18 protein-coding genes are annotated in these 17,502 nt (G+C 50.3%); all 18 read right to left on the minus strand.

Going from position 1 to position 17,502, the window contains the following annotated elements; genetic code table 11:
- Positions 1-47 precede the first annotated feature (47 nt).
- The 18 genes from FA954_RS08355 to FA954_RS08440 all read right to left on the minus strand — a co-directional run bounded on the left by FA954_RS08355 (position 48) and on the right by FA954_RS08440 (position 17,452).
- Positions 48-545 (minus strand): hypothetical protein, encoded by a 498-nt coding sequence (locus tag FA954_RS08355; RefSeq protein ID WP_037995239.1) that lies wholly within the window; start codon positions 543-545, stop codon positions 48-50.
- 168 nt (positions 546-713) lie between these two features.
- Positions 714-2,006: a 3-phosphoshikimate 1-carboxyvinyltransferase gene (aroA, locus tag FA954_RS08360; RefSeq protein ID WP_049720002.1), complete on the minus strand. Its 1,293-nt coding sequence runs from the start codon at positions 2,004-2,006 to the stop codon at positions 714-716.
- On the minus strand, positions 2,003-3,133 hold the full coding sequence (locus tag FA954_RS08365) for a prephenate dehydrogenase (RefSeq protein ID WP_069201541.1): 1,131 nt from the start codon (positions 3,131-3,133) through the stop codon (positions 2,003-2,005). The genes aroA and FA954_RS08365 overlap by 4 nt, the downstream gene beginning before the upstream one ends.
- Before the next feature lie 9 nt (positions 3,134-3,142).
- Positions 3,143-4,234: a histidinol-phosphate transaminase gene (gene hisC / locus FA954_RS08370; RefSeq protein ID WP_037995245.1), complete on the minus strand. Its 1,092-nt coding sequence runs from the start codon at positions 4,232-4,234 to the stop codon at positions 3,143-3,145.
- 31 nt (positions 4,235-4,265) lie between these two features.
- Positions 4,266-5,063, minus strand: coding sequence for a tryptophan synthase subunit alpha (trpA, locus tag FA954_RS08375; protein ID WP_037995248.1), 798 nt, complete (start codon positions 5,061-5,063; stop codon positions 4,266-4,268).
- Complete coding sequence (trpB, locus tag FA954_RS08380) at positions 5,063-6,262, minus strand: tryptophan synthase subunit beta (protein ID WP_037995250.1); 1,200 nt, start codon at positions 6,260-6,262, stop codon at positions 5,063-5,065. The genes trpA and trpB overlap by 1 nt, the downstream gene beginning before the upstream one ends.
- Positions 6,246-6,914 (minus strand): phosphoribosylanthranilate isomerase, encoded by a 669-nt coding sequence (locus tag FA954_RS08385; RefSeq protein ID WP_037995253.1) that lies wholly within the window; start codon positions 6,912-6,914, stop codon positions 6,246-6,248. The genes trpB and FA954_RS08385 overlap by 17 nt, the downstream gene beginning before the upstream one ends.
- Complete coding sequence (trpC, locus tag FA954_RS08390) at positions 6,911-7,690, minus strand: indole-3-glycerol phosphate synthase TrpC (protein ID WP_037995254.1); 780 nt, start codon at positions 7,688-7,690, stop codon at positions 6,911-6,913. Before trpC ends, FA954_RS08385 begins: the two co-directional genes overlap by 4 nt.
- Positions 7,680-8,702: an anthranilate phosphoribosyltransferase gene (gene trpD / locus FA954_RS08395; RefSeq protein ID WP_037995256.1), complete on the minus strand. Its 1,023-nt coding sequence runs from the start codon at positions 8,700-8,702 to the stop codon at positions 7,680-7,682. Before trpD ends, trpC begins: the two co-directional genes overlap by 11 nt.
- A complete protein-coding gene (gene trpE / locus FA954_RS08400) occupies positions 8,699-10,213 on the minus strand; it encodes an anthranilate synthase component I (protein ID WP_037995259.1) in 1,515 nt (504 codons plus the stop codon). The genes trpD and trpE overlap by 4 nt, the downstream gene beginning before the upstream one ends.
- A 230-nt stretch (positions 10,214-10,443) precedes the next feature.
- A complete protein-coding gene (gene aroB, locus FA954_RS08405) occupies positions 10,444-11,553 on the minus strand; it encodes a 3-dehydroquinate synthase (RefSeq protein WP_175413184.1) in 1,110 nt (369 codons plus the stop codon).
- Positions 11,553-12,713, minus strand: a complete 1,161-nt coding sequence (gene aroC / locus FA954_RS08410; RefSeq protein WP_037995263.1) for a chorismate synthase — start codon at positions 12,711-12,713, stop codon at positions 11,553-11,555. The genes aroB and aroC overlap by 1 nt, the downstream gene beginning before the upstream one ends.
- Positions 12,714-12,910: 197 nt before the next feature.
- Entirely contained in the window at positions 12,911-13,354 is a 444-nt protein-coding gene (ndk, locus tag FA954_RS08415) for a nucleoside-diphosphate kinase (RefSeq protein WP_138615008.1), read from the minus strand.
- A 91-nt stretch (positions 13,355-13,445) separates the two neighbouring features.
- Positions 13,446-14,417, minus strand: a complete 972-nt coding sequence (locus FA954_RS08420) for a polyprenyl synthetase family protein (RefSeq protein WP_037995321.1) — start codon at positions 14,415-14,417, stop codon at positions 13,446-13,448.
- Positions 14,418-14,513: 96 nt separating this feature from the next.
- Positions 14,514-15,383 carry a UbiA-like polyprenyltransferase gene (locus FA954_RS08425; protein ID WP_037995267.1) on the minus strand — a complete coding sequence of 290 codons (870 nt, stop codon included), beginning with the start codon at positions 15,381-15,383 and terminating at the stop codon, positions 14,514-14,516.
- Positions 15,384-15,405: 22 nt separating this feature from the next.
- The gene (locus FA954_RS08430; RefSeq protein ID WP_037995270.1) at positions 15,406-16,131 is read right to left on the minus strand and encodes a demethylmenaquinone methyltransferase; all 726 of its coding nucleotides are present in this window, start codon (positions 16,129-16,131) and stop codon (positions 15,406-15,408) included.
- Entirely contained in the window at positions 16,128-16,865 is a 738-nt protein-coding gene (locus FA954_RS08435) for a heptaprenyl diphosphate synthase component 1 (RefSeq protein ID WP_049719994.1), read from the minus strand. The genes FA954_RS08430 and FA954_RS08435 overlap by 4 nt, the downstream gene beginning before the upstream one ends.
- A 26-nt stretch (positions 16,866-16,891) precedes the next feature.
- Positions 16,892-17,452, minus strand: coding sequence for a hypothetical protein (locus FA954_RS08440; protein ID WP_037995273.1), 561 nt, complete (start codon positions 17,450-17,452; stop codon positions 16,892-16,894).
- Positions 17,453-17,502 lie beyond the last annotated feature (50 nt).

The raw sequence follows: 17,502 nt of genomic DNA on the forward strand, positions 1-17,502 counted from the left end.
ATTTTGGACGAATCGGGAGAAAGATAGACTCTTTGCCGTCATGGTTTTCAGAGATTCTTCTCATTTAACGGGATGGATGATTTCCGGTTGTCGCGGTGTTCTTCCGTTTTTTCCTCTTTCACCTGAATCCCTCGGCCTGCCAGAAAAAGAATAAAATAGATGATGACCAAATGCCAATCATGAATGGTTTGTTTTGGAAAAAACAAGGCCAATAAATCCCCGATCAAATCTTTCCAATATAAATAAAATTGATCAATCACGGACACCGTTTGAATAAAAAACAAAAGATGAAGCCCCGAAAACACCGCCGTTGCCTGCCACAGCGACAACCCATGGGTTTGCTTTCCGGAAGAGCCCAACCCCAAATAAATAAACATCATCATGACACCAATAATCAGCACGGTCCACTCCATCAAATGATCCGCCACCAACCGGGCTGGAAACCAAAATGAAATCAACAAAGGAAAAAACCAGATTTTCAATGCCATGACCAGTCCGATCACGATTAAAAATTCAAGGCTAAAACGACCGACTCTTGTCCGCATGAAACCACCTCATCCCACTTTTATGTTTACAAGAAAAAAAAAAGAACCGCCCGATCTGATCGGGCGGGTTGCACAGGACGTACATATTGGATAGGAGTGGAGAGAAACCATACTGTAGTTCCCATTATAAGGTCAGAAGTGGACAAGGTCAACAACATTTTTTAATTTTCAGATTTGACTCACTTGCATTTTTTGGATGTAACGGAAAAATCCGGGGAAAGATACATCGATGGATTCCACATCCAATACCTTGACGGTTTCTTTTGAACCCAATCCGGCAACCGCCATCGACATGCCGATTCGATGATCCCCGTGGCTGGTGGTGATGCCGCCGCGCAGGGTCACGGGTCCTTCGATCACCATGCCGTCTTCGGTTTCTTCGATGTTTGCCCCCAACTTCTTCAGTTCGTTGACTGTAGTGGCAATCCGGTTTGATTCCTTCACTTTTAATTCTTTGGCATCTTTGATGACCGTGGTTCCTTTGGCTTGAGTGGCAACAACGGCCAAAACCGGAATTTCATCAATGAGGCGCGGAATCATCTCTCCGCCAATGGTCACTCCATGAAGCTCTCCCGTGCGAACTGTCACTCTGCCGACGGGTTCATTACACCAGCTTCCGGTTTCTTCCACTTCCACTCCGGCTCCCATTTGTTTAAAAGCATCCAGGATTCCGGTCCTTGTCGGGTTTAACCCGACGTCTTCCACCGTCACCTGACTGCCCGGCACCATCAGGGCAGCGGCCAGCAGGAACGCAGCAGAGGAAATATCCCCCGGCACCCGGACTTTGGTTCCTTGCAACGATTGTCCACCTTCTATGGAAACCACATGATCTTTCGCCGTCAATGCGGCTCCAAACGCCGGCAGCATGCGTTCGGTATGGTCACGGGATAGAGAGGGCTCCGCCACCGTGGTGACCCCTTCTGCGCTTAAACCGGCCAGCAAGAGACAAGACTTCACTTGGGCGCTGGCCACCGGGCTGTGATAGGTGATCCCCTGCAAACGGCCTCCTTTTATGGCAAGAGGGGTGTAACGCCCGTTTTCCCGCCCTTCAATGCGTGCTCCCATTTTTCGTAACGGTTGAACCACCCTGTCCATGGGACGGCGGCCGATGGATTCATCACCGATCACCGTTGAAAAAAACGGCGCTCCGGCCAATATTCCCAGCATCAACCGGATGGTCGTGCCGGAGTTTCCCACATCCAGCGGGGCCACCGGCTCTTTTAATCCGTGAATCCCCCGTCCGTGAATCCGCACGGATGTGGGGGACAATCGTTCAATTTCCACTCCCATCTGCTCAAAGCATTGCATGGTCCCCAAACAATCCTTTCCGGGCAGAAAGCCCTCGACTTCGGTCACCCCTTCAGCCAATGCCCCCAGCATGATGGAGCGGTGGGAAATCGATTTGTCACCGGGTACTTTGCAAGTCAATTGAAACGGTTTCGACTGCGATATTTCCATCATCCTTTGCTTTCCTCCCAGCTTTCGTCCTCACTGAATACTTCCAAGCCTTCCCTGCGCAAGACAGAGATGGCGGCCAGATAATCTTTTTCTTTTTTAAAGGCAATTTTTAAGACGCCGGGAATCTCTTCCCGGTTTTCCATCACTTCCAAATTGCTGATATTGATGTTTTCGTCTCCCAACAGGGTGGCAATCTTTCCGATCACCCCCGGCTGGTCCGGCACATCCACATGCAATTCATACCGCGGTTCCAGAATCCCCCGGCGCTTTTTATCCGGCAATTGTTGCCTTAACCGGCGGGAACGGCTGAAAAACACTTCAATTTGCTCTTGTTCCCCGTCAGAAATGGCGGAGCGGACTTCTTCCATTTTTTCAATCCAATCATCCATCAACTTTAACAGCGCGTTCCTGTTGGAAAGCAAAATATCCCGCCACATGACCGGGTGACTGGCACCAATGCGGGTCAAATCCCGAAACCCGCCTGCCGCCAAGCGATGAAACCATTCATTTTCTTCATTATAATTGCCGACCACATTCACCAATCCGGCCGCGATGATATGGGGCAAATGGCTGATCGCCCCCACAATCCGGTCATGATGCGCTGCATTCATGATCACCAGCTCGGCCCGGGTCGCCTTGTGCAACAACTGGCTGATCTTTTGCACCTCCCAAAGGGAGGCCTCCGGATCCGGTGTCAAAACATAGTAAGCATTCTCAAACAACAAAGACCGGGCCGCCTGAATGCCTGACTGATGCGATCCGGCCATGGGGTGTCCGCCAATAAACACGATTCCTTTTTCTTTTAATTTGCGGCTTGCTTCCATGATCTCCGATTTGGTGCTCCCCACATCCGTCACAATGCATGACGGCTTCAGGGGAAGTTCGGCCAATGTCTCAATCATTTGCTTGATTTGGCCCACAGGCAAGGCGATGACAACCATGTCGGCATTGCTGACCGCCTGCGGGAGGGAAGTGGTCCAATCATCCACGGCGCCAATCGCCATTGCATACCGCAAGTCTTTTTCCGAACGGTCATATCCGACCACCACGGCATCGGTCCGTTCTTTCAATCCCAGTGCCAATGATCCGCCGATTAATCCAATTCCCAGAATCGCAATTTTTTCAGGCATCGGGAGATTCTATCCTTTCATTTCCAAAAGTTGCTCCAACGCTTTTAAAAACCGGTCATTTTGTTCTTTGTTTCCAACCGTGACACGGATGTAAGTCGGGAAGCCCAGCGCCTCTCCGGACCGGACAATCACCCCTTGACGAAGCAATCCCTGAAACACCTCACCGGCCGGCATGGTGGTATCCATCAAGATAAAGTTTCCATGCGCCGGATAATAATGAAGGTTCCATTCATCCAATTTTTCCGTAATCTGTTTGATTCCCAACCGATTTTGGTTCCGGCAATAAAAAATAAATGTTTCATCCTCCAACGCCGCCAGTGCCGCAGTTTGCGCAAGCCGGTTCAGGTTGAAAGGTTCACGGACCCGGTTTAACTCGCGAACCACATCCGGATGGGCAATCCCGTATCCGGCACGGAAAGCGGCCAAACCAAAGATTTTGGAGAAAGTGCGCAAAACAATGAGTTGCGGATTATAATCCAGCAAAGACAAGGAATCGGGGTAATCCGGATCCGTGACATATTCATAATACGCTTCGTCCAACACCACCAAGACGTGTTCCGGCAGCCGGTCCAAAAACCATGTCAGCTCTTGCCGGGTCACAATCGTTCCGGTCGGATTGTTCGGATTGCAGATCCAGATCACCCTGGTCCGGTCCGTCACCGCCTCCAACATGGCTTCCAAGTCATGCACGCCGTCTTTTAAAGGCACCTTCACCGGCCGGGCTCCTTCAATCCGCACCGCGGTTTCATATCGCGGGAAAGTGAGATCAGCCATCACCGATTCCGTCCCCGGCTCCAGATAAGTGCGGCCGATCATCTGAATCAATTCATCCGATCCGTTTCCGAAGATGATACGCAGCGGGTCGGTTTCCAAGTACTCCGCCAATTTTTCACGCAGTTTCGGAGCATTCCCTTCCGGATAGAGATGGAACTCCCCTTTCATCTCTCCCAAAGCTTCCCAAACCTTCGGGGAACAGCCGAAAGGATTTTCATTCGAAGCCAACTTGACCACATCGTGGATCCCGTACTCCTCTTTTACCTCTGCAAGTGTTTTGCCAGGTTGATAGACTGGTAGTCCTTGAACGGTTGCTTTTGGTTTCATGCCCATTCCCTTTCAATTTTTTATTTCTATCTTACTCCGATTTTAACTGTCTGACAAACACCCTGATGTTCTTCAACCCGTCTTCCCTTTTCCCCGGATCCTTCAACAAGTCCGATTGTTCCTCGATTTTCTTGACCAACGCACTGCCGACCACAACAGCATCGGCATGGTTTAAAAAGTGCCGGACGTGTTCCCGGTTGGAAATGCCAAAACCCACTGCCGTGGGAACCGGGCTGAACTTCCGGACCGTATCCAGAAACTGACTGGTGTGTCCGGCGAATTGATCCCGCATCCCGGTCGTTCCCAGTGAAGAGACGCAGTAAACAAACCCTTGGGCTTCTGAAACGATTTCTTTCACCCGGTCTTGGGATGTCGGCGCCACCAGGGGAATCACGCACAAACCGCGTTTTTTCCCCAAATGGCGTAATTCTTCGCTTTCTTCAAAAGGCAAATCCGGGACGATCAACCCGTCAAATCCGTGAGCGGCTGCTTCATCCACCAGTTTTTCCATGCCAAACCGGTACACGGGATTGGCATACGTAAACAAAATCAGAGGCACTTCACTGCCGTTTTTTCGCATCTTTTTTCCCAATTGAAGCACTTTGGCCAAAGTCACTTGGTTTTTCAAAGCACGCTCCCCCGCGGCCTGAATGACCGGACCGTCGGCCATCGGATCCGAAAAAGGAACCCCCAACTCAATGGCCGATGCCCCTTCCTCTTCCAGCAACCGGATGAGGCTTTCCGACACTTCCATATCCGGATCGCCGCACATGATGAAAGGAATGAAATGGTTCTCTTTTTGAACAAAGGTTTGTTGCAAACGGTTCATCACGATTCACCTCTTAACGCCCGGCGGATCGTTTCCACATCCTTATCCCCGCGGCCTGATAAACAAATCACAATCAAATCCCGAAAATCCCGTTGTTTGGCCAACCGGATCCCTTCCCAAACGGCATGCGCCGACTCCAACGCAGGCAAAATCCCCTCCGTCCGGCAAAGGATTTTCACCGCTTCCAATGCTTCTTGGTCGGTCACCGACGTATAGCGCACCCGGCCGGTCTTGTGCAGGTACGCATGCTCGGGCCCGACCCCGGGGTAATCCAGTCCGGCTGAAATGGAATGGGCCGGCAACACCTGGCCGTTTTCATCCTGCAGGAAATAACTGTACATGCCGTGCAAAACGCCGGTTTCCCCTTTGTTGAGCGAAGCGGCATGCAATCCGGTGGACAATCCTTTTCCCGCGGCTTCCACCCCGTGAAGACGCACCTCTTCCTCATCCAGAAACCCGGAAAACATGCCGATCGCATTGCTTCCTCCCCCGACACAAGCCACGACATCCGTCGGAAGTCGTCCTTCCCGGTTTAATATTTGGATCCGGGTCTCATCGCCGATCACCCGTTGGAACGTTTTGACAATCAGCGGATAAGGATGGGGACCCACGGCCGAACCGATCAGATAGAAGGCATGGTCCACCTCCGCCACCCAACGCCGGAGCGCTTCATTGGTGGCATCCTTTAATGTGCGGGTACCGGAACAAACCGGTTGCACTTTCGCCCCCAAAAGTTCCATCCGAAAAACATTCAACTGTTGCCGCTGGATATCTTCTTCTCCCATAAACACTTCGCATTCCAAGCCCAAAAGTGCGGCAACCGTTGCCGTGGCCACTCCGTGCTGACCGGCTCCGGTTTCGGCAATCAATTTGGTTTTTCCCATCCGCTTGGCCAAAAGCGCCTGCCCCAAGGCGTTGTTGATCTTGTGGGCACCGGTATGGTTCAAATCCTCCCTTTTTAAATAAATTTTGGCCCCACCGGCATATTCGGTGAGTCTTTTTGCATAAGTCAATGCGGTCGGGCGTCCTGAATAATGTTCCAACCAATGGTTTAACTCTTCTTTAAAGGAAGGATCCTTCATTGCCTCTTCAAATCCGGCTTCCAGTTCAATCAGGGCATTCATGGTGGTTTCGGGAACGTAACGTCCCCCGAATTCCCCGAATCTCCAAGACGCGGCTTTTTTATGAAGTAGCGGCATAAGCTCTTTTCACCCTTTCCAAAAAAAGACGCATTTTTACGCCGTCTTTGCGTTGATTGATTTCTATTCCGCCGGACACGTCAATTCCGTCGGGACGATAGCGGGTGATCAACTCCACCACATTGTTTTCGTCCAATCCACCGGCAACCCAACAGGGCAGATTCAACTTGTTGCACGCCTCTTTCCAGGCCGGGATCAAACGCCAATCAAACGGTTTTCCGGTTCCGCCTTTGATGTTTCCGGCGGCGGTGTCGAGCAAAATTGCATCGGCCCACGGCTGATACGCTTTTAGCCTCGCCGGTTCCGGCCAAGCATCTTGCATATGAATCACTTTGGTAAGATGAAGGCCGGGCCGGGCCGATTTGATTTTCCGGAGCAACCCTGCAGGTTCTTCTCCATGCAATTGAATGCCGGACAGGGACGCGGTTTCCAACCAACTTTTCACTTCATCCCAAGAAGGATTTTGTAAAACCCCGATGGCCGCCTGCCCTGCAGACAGATGCCGGATCAATTCCGGCAATCGGCTGCGGGTCACGGACCTTCTCCGACCGGGAACCAAAATAAATCCCACGGCATCCACCGGCAACCGGCTGACCTTTTGCACATCCCGAACGCTTTGAAAACCGCAAAACTTAATAAACGGCTTTTTCATCGGCTTAAACCCTCTCGCAAATCACGAACGGCCCATTCCGGATTTTCCTGGCGCATCAGGTATTCCCCGACCAGCAATCCTTGCACTCCGGCTTTGTGAATCCGCTTTGCATCTTCCAAAGAGAGAACGCCGCTCTCACCGATCACAGGGCGTCCCGGGGGAATGAGCGGTCTCAGCTTCTCAGTATGGGAGATATCGGTTTGAAAAGTATGCAAATTCCGGTTATTGATTCCGATCACATCCGGATCGCACGAAAGCGCCAGAGGAATTTCGTCTTCTTCATGGATTTCAACCAAAACTTCCATCCCCAGCTCATGGGCCGTCCGGGTGAACCGTTTTAAGCGCTTTTCATCCAATAAAGCGGCAATGAGTAAAATGATGTCGGCTCCCAACAGTTTGCTTTCATACACTTGCAATTCATCGATGATGAAATCTTTGCGAAGCACGGGCAAGCCGACATTTTGTTTCACTTGTGTCAAATATTCCGGTTTACCGTGAAAATAAACGGTATCCGTCAACACCGACACGGCCGCCGCTCCGCCAAGCTCATATCCCTTGGCCACCTTCACCGGATCCACCTTTTCCGAGATCACCCCTTTGGACGGAGAGGCGGATTTCACTTCGGCAATAACGGCGGCCTCCGTCCCCGCAAGCTTCTCTTTTAAAGACAACCCGTTCGGAAGGCGTTTGGCACGCTTGCAGTCATGCGGGGAAATTTGATCGTGAAGGGCTCTGATTTCTTTTGCTTTGGTGTTTGCGATTTTTTCAAGAAACATAGGTTACCTCCTTCGAAGCATGAACCACTTTGTTCAGCTGCTCCCGGGCACGTCCCGATTGAATGATCCGTTTCGCCTGCTCCGTCCCTTCTTTCAATGATCCGGCTTTCCCCGCAAGATAGAGGACCGCCCCGGCATTGATGCTGACGATATCGGCAGGAGCCCCCTCCTTGCCCGCAAAAACTTCTTTCATGATCCGGGCATTTTCTTCTGCGGTTCCGCCCCGAAGACTGGCTGCATGCCAACGGTTCACTCCGAGGGACTCCGGAGTGACCTCGTAAGTTTTCATCTCTCCGTTCTCCAATTCACTGATGCGGGTCGCATCCGTCACCGTCATCTCATCCAAGCCGTCCAGCCCCGACACCACCAGCGCTCTTTTGACGCCCAAGTGATTCAATACATGCGCCACCTTCCCGGTTAAGCCGGCATCATAAACGCCCAACAATTGCACTTTCACCCGCGCCGGATTCAACAGGGGCCCCATCAAATTGAAACAGGTGCGAAACCCAAGCTCTTTCCGGATGGACATCACCTTTTTGACCGCCGGATGGAACAAAGGGGCGAATAAAAAGCAAAGTCCTGTCTTTTCAAGCATTTTTACTGCTTCTTCGGCATTCAAACGGATATTCATCTTTAAGGCCTCCAAGGCATCGGCACTCCCGCTTTTGCCGGATACCGCGCGGTTTCCGTGTTTGATGACGGGCACCCCCGCCGCAGATGCAACGATGGATGCCGCTGTTGAAATGTTAAATGTATTTTGTCCGTCCCCGCCGGTTCCGCAAGTATCCACCGCTTCTTCAAACGGGTTCCGGACGGGAATGGCTTGCGAATGGATGCCTTCGACAAAACCGATCAGTTCTTCCACCGTTTCCCCTTTCATCCGCATCGCTGTCAAAAAACTTGCGATTTGTGTCTGTGGCACGTTTCCGTTGATCATCTCTTCCATCGCTTGTTTTGCTTCACTGCGGCTGAGAGGTTCTCCTTCCACCACTTTTTTCAGAAACGGCTTCATCCTACCGAACTCCCTGCCTTTTCCGGCCGAACCATCGCCAATGCTTTGAGCATTCCCTTTGCTTTATGCCAGGTCTCGAAATATTCCCTTTCCGGATCCGAACCGGCGACAATGCCCGCACCGGATTGAACCTGTGCTTTTCCGTCACGGAACACAATGGTCCGGATGGTAATGCATTTGTCCATATCCCCACTGAAACTGAAATAACCGAGCGCTCCCCCGTAAATGCCCCGGGGAGACGCCTCCAGGTCGGCGATGATTTCCATTGCCCGCACCCTGGGCGCTCCGGACAAGGTTCCCGCCGGGAAACAAGCGAGCAAAGCATCCATGGGTTTCTTTCCTTCTTTCAGTTCCCCTTGGATCCGGGAAACCAGATGCATGACGTGGGAATACTTTTCGATCTTCATATAATCCGGCACTTTCACCGTCCCCACTTTGGCAACGCGCCCGATGTCTTCCCGTCCCAGATCCACCAGCATCACATGTTCGTCGCGTTCTTTTTGGTCTTGCAACAAATCCTCCATCAATGCCTGGTCTTCCAGTTCGTCTTTTCCGCGCGGTCTGGTTCCGGCAATGGGACAAGTTTCAGCGGTGGAACCGGTGACACGCACCAACAATTCCGGCGAAGTCCCGACAACCTTTTCGTCACCAAAGTTCAAATAATACATGTAAGGGGAAGGATTCAAAACCCTTAACGCCCGGTAAACTTCGAAAGACGGAGGTGCCGGATCAACCGTCAGCGAACGGGCAAGAACCACTTGCAAAACTTCGCCGTTTTGAATGTATTCCTTGGTTTGCTTCACCATTTGCATAAATTCGTCTTTGCTGACGTCCGCTTTGACATCCTGTTCGGAAACTTCCCTCTCTTCAAAAGATAATGAAGGAACGGGGCCCGGTTTCTTCAAAAACTCCGATGACCATTTCTCCAGCCGGTCCGCCTCCTGATCATAGGCCTCTTTTATTTCCTGATTGGACATCCCGGGGGAAACCTTCAGGTGGGAAACAAAAATGACTTCTTCTTTCAGATGGTCAAAAACCAGCAATCGGTCCACAAACATGTAATGAAGGTCGTTTTGGTCAGAAGTCCCTTTGGTCACCTTCCGGTCCGGCTCCTTAAACCGGATGGCATCGTAACCGGTATAGCCGACCACCCCTCCCAGAAATGAGGGAAAATCTTTATAAACCGGGGTTTGATACTGTTCAAGCATGGATTGTAAAAAAGCAAACGGGGAAGGAGTCACTGTTTTTTGGCTTTCGCCATTCCGCTTTGTCGTCGTGATTTCGGTCCCTTTTCCTTTTACCGTCAAAAACGGGTCATATCCGATAAAGGAATACCGGGATCGGTGCTCACTCTCTTCGACACTTTCCAACAAAAAGGAATAAGGTTGATCCTTCACCCGCGCATACAAACGGATGGGGGTTTCGGTATCAGCCAGCACTCTTTTGCAAAGCGGAATCAATTGATATTTTTTGCTCAGTGACAACGCAGTTTCTCTTGTGGGGTAAATCAAAAAAATCCCTCCTCAAAAATGGGTTTTGAGAGAAGGGAACAGCGGGGAATGCAGAGGAAAATATAAAAAACCAAAGCAAGCGTTGCTTTGGCTGCTTTTTCATGTATCATTCAGCCTCCACTCTGCTCCGCTATCTCCATTCTCTGCTCAACTCAGCTCATCTGAATAACTATGCTACTCATTCTATGATTATTACTTTATCGAAGAGGCAAAAAATTGTCAACCCGAAATCAGGATTTCATTTCCCGGTCCGGCAACAATTGATGCAAGACCCGTTTGATCTCTTCCTCCGGCACATCCCGTACAATCTCCACTTTGCCGATATCCCGGGCCAGTACAAACACATATTGTCCTTGTTGAGCTTTTTTGTCCCGCTTCATGATCCCGATCAGGGACTCAACCGGCCATGAGTCGGTACAAACAACGGGCAGTCCGAATGATTTCAGAATCCGTCCGGTTTCCCGGACCACCTCCCGGCCCGTCCCCAACAACCGTTCACTTAACTGTGCGGCACCGTTCATTCCAATGGAAATCGCCTCTCCATGGGTGTAAACCTGATATTCGGACACCGCCTCCAAGGCATGGCCAATGGTGTGGCCATAATTCAAAATGGCGCGAAGTCCGGTTTCCCTCTCATCTTGTGACACCACATCCACCTTGACCTGACAACCCCGGTAAACGGATTCCATCATGGCATCATGGTCCCGTGCATCAAGCGACTTGCGATGTTCATCCAACCATTCGACGAAGGAAGCATCCCGGATCAGCCCGTGTTTGATCACTTCTGCCATCCCGGAGCGCCATTCTCTCACCGGCAGTGTCTTTAAACAGGCCACATCAAAGACAACCATCAACGGCTGATGAAAGGCGCCGATATAATTTTTTCCCATGGGATGGTTCACGGCCACTTTGCCGCCGACACTGCTGTCATGGGCCAATAAAGTGGTGGGAATTTGAATGAACGGAATCCCCCGCATGTAACTGGCCGCCAAAAAACCGGCCAGATCGCCTACCACACCTCCTCCCAAGGCCAGAATCACACTGCGGCGATTTAGACCAAACTTCAAACATTCCCCCGTCAAATGTTCCAGCATTTGCAAGCTCTTGCTTTTCTCCCCTGCTTCGACGACAGATATCCCCGCCTGAAATCCGGCTTGCTCCAACGCTTCGCGCAATTTGCCGGCATAAAGCGGAGCCACATGGGTGTCCGTGACAATCATCAGCTTGCAATCTGTTTCAATGTGATGTTGCTTTAAGAACGAAGGCACTTTTTCCAACAAACCGTTTCCGATATAAATCGGGTAAGACCGTTCCTTCCCATGTACCGTTAATGTTTTCATCAGAAACTCAACACTCTTTCCCGATACTGCTTCAGTTGCTGTTTCACCTCATCCATGGTGTCTCCTGAAAATTTGTCCATGAGTGCTTGCGCCACTTCCCATGCCACCACATTTTCCATCACCACGCTGGCCGCCGGAACCGCACAGCTGTCAGAACGTTCGATACTTGCCTGAAATGGTTCTTTTGTCTCAATATCGACACTTTGAAGCGGTTTATACAAGGTGGGAATGGGCTTCATGACGCCTCTTACAATGATGGGCTCGCCAGTGGTCATTCCACCTTCCAATCCTCCCAGCCGGTTGGTCCGGCGGTAAAAGCCGCGTTCCTTTGACCACAAGATTTCGTCATGAACTTCGGATCCCTTCCGCTTGGCGGCCTCAAAACCGATTCCAAACTCGACTCCTTTAAAGGCATTGATGCTGACCACAGCACGCGCAATCTTGGCATCCAGTTTGCGGTCCCAATGAACATGGCTTCCCAGTCCGACCGGAACCCCCTGCACAATGGTCTCCACGACGCCTCCCAGGGAATCTCCCTCTTTTTTCGCTTGATCGATAAGGGCCATCATTTTTTCTTCAGCGTTTTGATCCAGACAACGCACCGGCGACAATTCGGCACGCTCCACCATCTCCTCAAAGGACAAATCCACCGGTTCCGCAACGACATCGCCAATGCGAATCACATGACCGGCAATGCGGATTCCGCATTCTTCGAGAATCAAACGGGCCACCGCTCCTGCAGCGACACGGGCTGCGGTTTCCCTGGCGCTGGAACGTTCCAGAACATCACGCATATCCCGGTGTTGATACTTGATGGCTCCATTTAAATCGGCATGACCCGGTCGCGGTCGGGAAATTTTCCGTTTCTCCGCTTCTTCCGGAATCGGATCCACACTCATCACTTTTTTCCAATGGGTAAAATCCCGGTTTTCAATCACAAGGGTGACAGGAGCTCCCGTTGTCTTCCCGAACCGGACACCGGACAAAATTTTCACCTGATCCTTTTCAATCTGCATGCGACGACCGCGACCATATCCCTTTTGACGACGGGCCAATTCGCGGTCGATTTTCTCTTTATCCAAGGAAAGTTGGCTGGGCAATCCTTCAATGATCACTGTTAATTGTGGACCGTGTGACTCTCCTGCTGTCAGATACCTCATGCTCATCTCCCTCTCATCTCAATGAAAAAATTTGATAGTAATCATAACACAGATCGACCGAACTGGGGAGAGCCAATTCCAAATGAAACCCTTTTTCAAACCCGGTTTGAAATATGGTCCCGGCATTTTCCAATCCACCGGCTCCAGTAAAAAAAATCAAGGCATAGCTTTTTCGCTATGCCTTTTCAAACCGGCTTTCAGATCCAACGATTGATGGTTTTCTCATAATGATTGAAATCTTCCACATCAAACCACAATGCAATTTCACGCTCGGCGCTTTCCGGCGAATCGGAACCGTGAACGATATTCATCGCCACATTGACGCCGTAATCGCCCCGGATCGTTCCCGGCAACGCTTCGGAAGGATTGGTTTTCCCCATCATTTGGCGGGCTGCCGCAATAATGCCGTTTCCTTGCCAAACCATCGCAAAGACCGGTCCGGAAGTAATGAAGTCCACCAACTCGCCAAAGAAGGGCTTCTCTTTATGCTCGATGTAATGTTGCTCCGCAAGCTCGCGGGATACGGTCATCAACTTGGCACCCACCAGTTGGTAACCTTTCCTCTCAAAACGGGATACGATTTCTCCGATCAATCCGCGTTGCACACCATCCGGCTTTACCATGATAAATGTTTTTTCCATTTGGTTCATCCTCCACCTTTATGTATGAACAAAAAGAAAAAAGCGTCATGAAAAATTTTAACAAGTTTAAATTGTAAACGCAACCATCCCGTCAATAAGAACGTTCAACAATGAATTCTGCAATCAGCCGGAGGGATTCCCGTTCCGTGGAGGCCGGTAATTGCTTTAAACAGTGCATCGCTTTATTCATATAGCGCTTGGACAAATCCAAGGTATATTCGATTCCCCCGCTTTCTCTGACCTGATCCAACACCTGTGAGAGGGCGACCGTTTCCCCTTGCGTGCGCAAATAAGAACGAATAGAGTTGCGCGCATCTTCATCGCCTTGGCATAACGCATAAATCACCGGCAAGGTCACGTTCCCCTGCCGCAAATCATTACCCGCCGGTTTGCCCAATGTCTTTTCATCCCCGATGAAATCCAATACATCATCCTTCAGCTGAAAAGCCATTCCCACGTAATACCCGTATGCTTTCAACCACTGAACATAGCGGGGGGAAGCCTGGCTCACGAGTGCCCCCAATTGACAACTGACCGACATGAGCAAAGCAGTTTTCCGTTTAATCCGGCGTAAATAACGGCGCAACGACAATCTTTCCGAATACAGATCCTCGATCTGGTCCATTTCCCCCAAGCAAACCAAGGTCATCGCTTTGGCCAGAATGGGATGAACCGTCTTGTCCTTCAAACCGGACAACTCCATCAAGGCCCGGGCCAAAATAAAGTCCCCGGTATACATGGCCACTTTATTGTCCCATTCCTTTTTGATGGTCGCTTGCCCCCGTCGTGTATCCGCATCGTCAATCACATCATCATGAACCAGGGTAGCCATGTGTATCAACTCCAGCGCCACGGCTACCCTTTTTAATTCTTCACGCTCATAATGACCAAACCGACCGGACAACAGCACAAACACAGGGCGCATCCGCTTGCCGCCGGCTTTGAGCAAATGTGCGGATGATTCATTGAGCACCGGCTGTCCGGTCTTGATAGCGTTTTGTAATTCTTCTTCAATCCAATCCAGATCCTTTTTGATCACATGGTAAATTTCTTGCAAATTCATCATCTTCACCCTAACACATGCCACCCCGGCAACCGGTTGGCATGCCAATTTCAAAATCCTCAATCCGGCTTTCCTTAACGAACCGGCCATTCGCCTTTACAGCCATACATCCAGAAGCATAAAGGCGAACACAACCACACTCAGAACCCCGTTCATGGTAAAAAACGCAGTGTTTAAACGGGATAAATCGTCTGCAGAAACAATGGCGTGTTCGTAAATCAGAACCCCCAATGCAATGGCTGTTCCGATCCCGAACCAGATGCCCAGGTTGGTCAGCAGCAACAGCGCAATCAATCCGACTGCCGTCCCAACGTGCATCAGTGAAGAGATCACCAATGCTTTTCTGACTCCAAAGCGCGCCGGGATGGAGTGAATTTTTTCTTTCCGGTCAAACTCAACATCCTGGCAGGCGTAAATCACATCAAATCCGCCAATCCACAGCGCCACTGTCGCAAACAAAATCAGGGAGACCCAATCGATTTGAGCGGTGGTGGCCACCCATCCCCCCAACGGGCCCAAGGCGGTGGCGATTCCCAAAAAGAAATGGCATGTCCATGTGAAACGTTTGGTATACGAATAAAACCACAGAAAAAACACGGCCACCGGCAATAAATACACGGCCAGCATATTCAACTGATAAGCCGAGAGAAAGAGCAGCGCAAACGAAACAATGACAAATCCCCATACAAAGGTGGTTGAAACCAAACCGGCCGGAATTGCCCGGTTTTTCGTGCGGGGATTTTTGGCATCGATATGCCGGTCGATCAATCGGTTCAGGGACATCGCCGCACTCCGCGCACCGACCATCGCCAACGTCACCCATCCCATTTCGGCCCAAGAAGGAAACTCCCCTCTTACTTCCAAACTTCCCAAGATTGCCCCGAGATAGGCAAAAGGCAACGCAAATATGCTGTGTTCAAACTTGATCATTTCCAACACGATTTTTAATTTGTTCCATGCATTCATCCAACCATCTTCCTTCTGTTTCTTATCCATTGATTGGTTTTTTTCCGATATGAAGAGCGGTAATGCCGCCGGTCAGCGGGTAAACCCGGATCTCTTCAAGCCCCGCCTCTTCTTTCATCAACTTCGCCAACTCTTTGTAATCGGGAAAAGGAACGAGTGATTCCGGCAGCCAGCGGTATTGCTCATAACGGCCGGCAAACCATTTTCCCAACAGCGGCAAAATCCGTTGAAAATAAAAATAATAAACCGCCCGGAATGGAGGCCACGTCGGCTTGGACAGTTCCAGGGAAACAACTTGTCCTCCCGGCTTGACAACCCGTTTCATCTCTTTTAACACTTGGACAAGATCCGGAACATTCCTCAGTGCAAAACCGATGGTGGCATGATCAAACGTATTGTCCGGAAAAGGCAGATTCATCGCATCCCCGTGCACCAGCCGGATTTGGCCGGACAAAGCTTCCTTTTCCACTTTCTTTTTGCCGACATCCAACATTTTTTCACTGAAATCCAGTCCGACAATTTCCCCGGTCCCGGATGCGCGGGCCAGGGAAATTGTCCAGTCACATGTCCCGCAACAGACGTCAATGGCTGTTTCGCCCGGTTTCACTTTCATTTTTTTCATGGCAAACTTGCGCCAGACTTTATGCATGCGAAAACTCAGCAACGTATTCATCCGGTCATAATCTTTGGCGATATTTTCAAACACCTGATGGACAAACCGGGATTTCGCTTCGCCTTCCCGTGTCAAGATTCATCACTCGCTTTCGATACAGCCGTATCTGTCTCCGGCAGTTGATGGATTAAGAATGTCAAGAAAGGATCCCCGGCTTGGCGGCCTGCCTCCTGAAGAAACTCCACTCTTTGCCGCAGTTCATTCGTCCACACCTCATGTTGATGCAGCCGGGAATCAGCGGTTTGCGTCGTTTCATAAAGAACGACCAACGCTTTTGCAATCTGAACCTTCAAGTTTTCTTCAACATGAAAAAAGTCGGCGAGCGCCGTAACCCATGCTGTTGCAATTTTTTCAAAGTAAAACCAGACTTTTTCCACGTCCGGATCCTTTTTGTCATGAAGCAGAGAATGCAAAGACATTTTCCATTCATTCACCCGGCAAGTCACACCGGCCAGACAACGGATCCCTTCGGTTTCATGCCAGCCGGCCAGATGCCAATAAAACAAGCTGCTGTAATGATCCCCGGCTAAAACCGTCAGCTGCTGTTTTTGCTCGTTTTCGGAATCCGGGGAAGCGACCGCCACGCGTTCATGCATATCCGTTCCCATTTTCACCAATGTGGTTGCCAGAATGTACAAGTCCGCCCTTTTTTTGTCCACAGCCAGATCGCCGAGCAACCACTGTAAAACTTGGACAAAAAAAACTGGGACTTCCGCTTCCCCGATTATTTTGCGTACATATTTGTGATTTGCATCATTTTGAATTTGTGTAATCAACTGATTTAATGATTCATTATGTATGAATGCCATAAACAAAGTTCCCCCATTGAGGTAGTTCAAACACTGCGAATAGTATACCATACTTTTTTGGTGGATAGGCATTCTTCCAAGGTTTTCCCCTCATCACGGGAACGGGAAGAAAACCGGGTCATTTCAAACACACCCTCCAAAATCTCCTGATCCGACAACGCTTTCATCGGTGCTTTCTGCAACGCCGGCAAATCTTCTTTTCCGGCTTCCACAAAGTAACTTTCACCGGGTCTGAAATGCACAAGAACTTCCACCCGGTTGATATTTTCGACTTGCTCCAGCATCGGACAAATCAACCGCACCATCTCATGCTCCATTTCCGGTTTGGTCTGTCTGAAAGCAGTGAGCTCCAAATAAACGTTTTGCTGACGAAGGTCGGCCCGTTGAATCGTCAACTTGATCTGCCGGCTCACCAAATAGTCCACTAAATTTTCGTTGGTCAACCGATGAACTTTTTCCTCTTTAAAAACCGGTTTTGTCGGCGGGTTGTCGGGAAACAACGTCCGGCTGCACATCCAGGAAATCATCAGCGCTAAAACCGTGGACAACAAAACCGCAGCAAACCATCGGACCAGAAAACTTCTCACCCTTGTTTCCCCCTTTGATCTCCCTGATTTTATTTTATAAACAACAAGGG

Origin of the sequence: Thermoactinomyces vulgaris (genome assembly GCF_005886755.1) — a bacterium.
Classification (GTDB): Bacteria; Bacillota; Bacilli; order Thermoactinomycetales; family Thermoactinomycetaceae; genus Thermoactinomyces; species Thermoactinomyces vulgaris.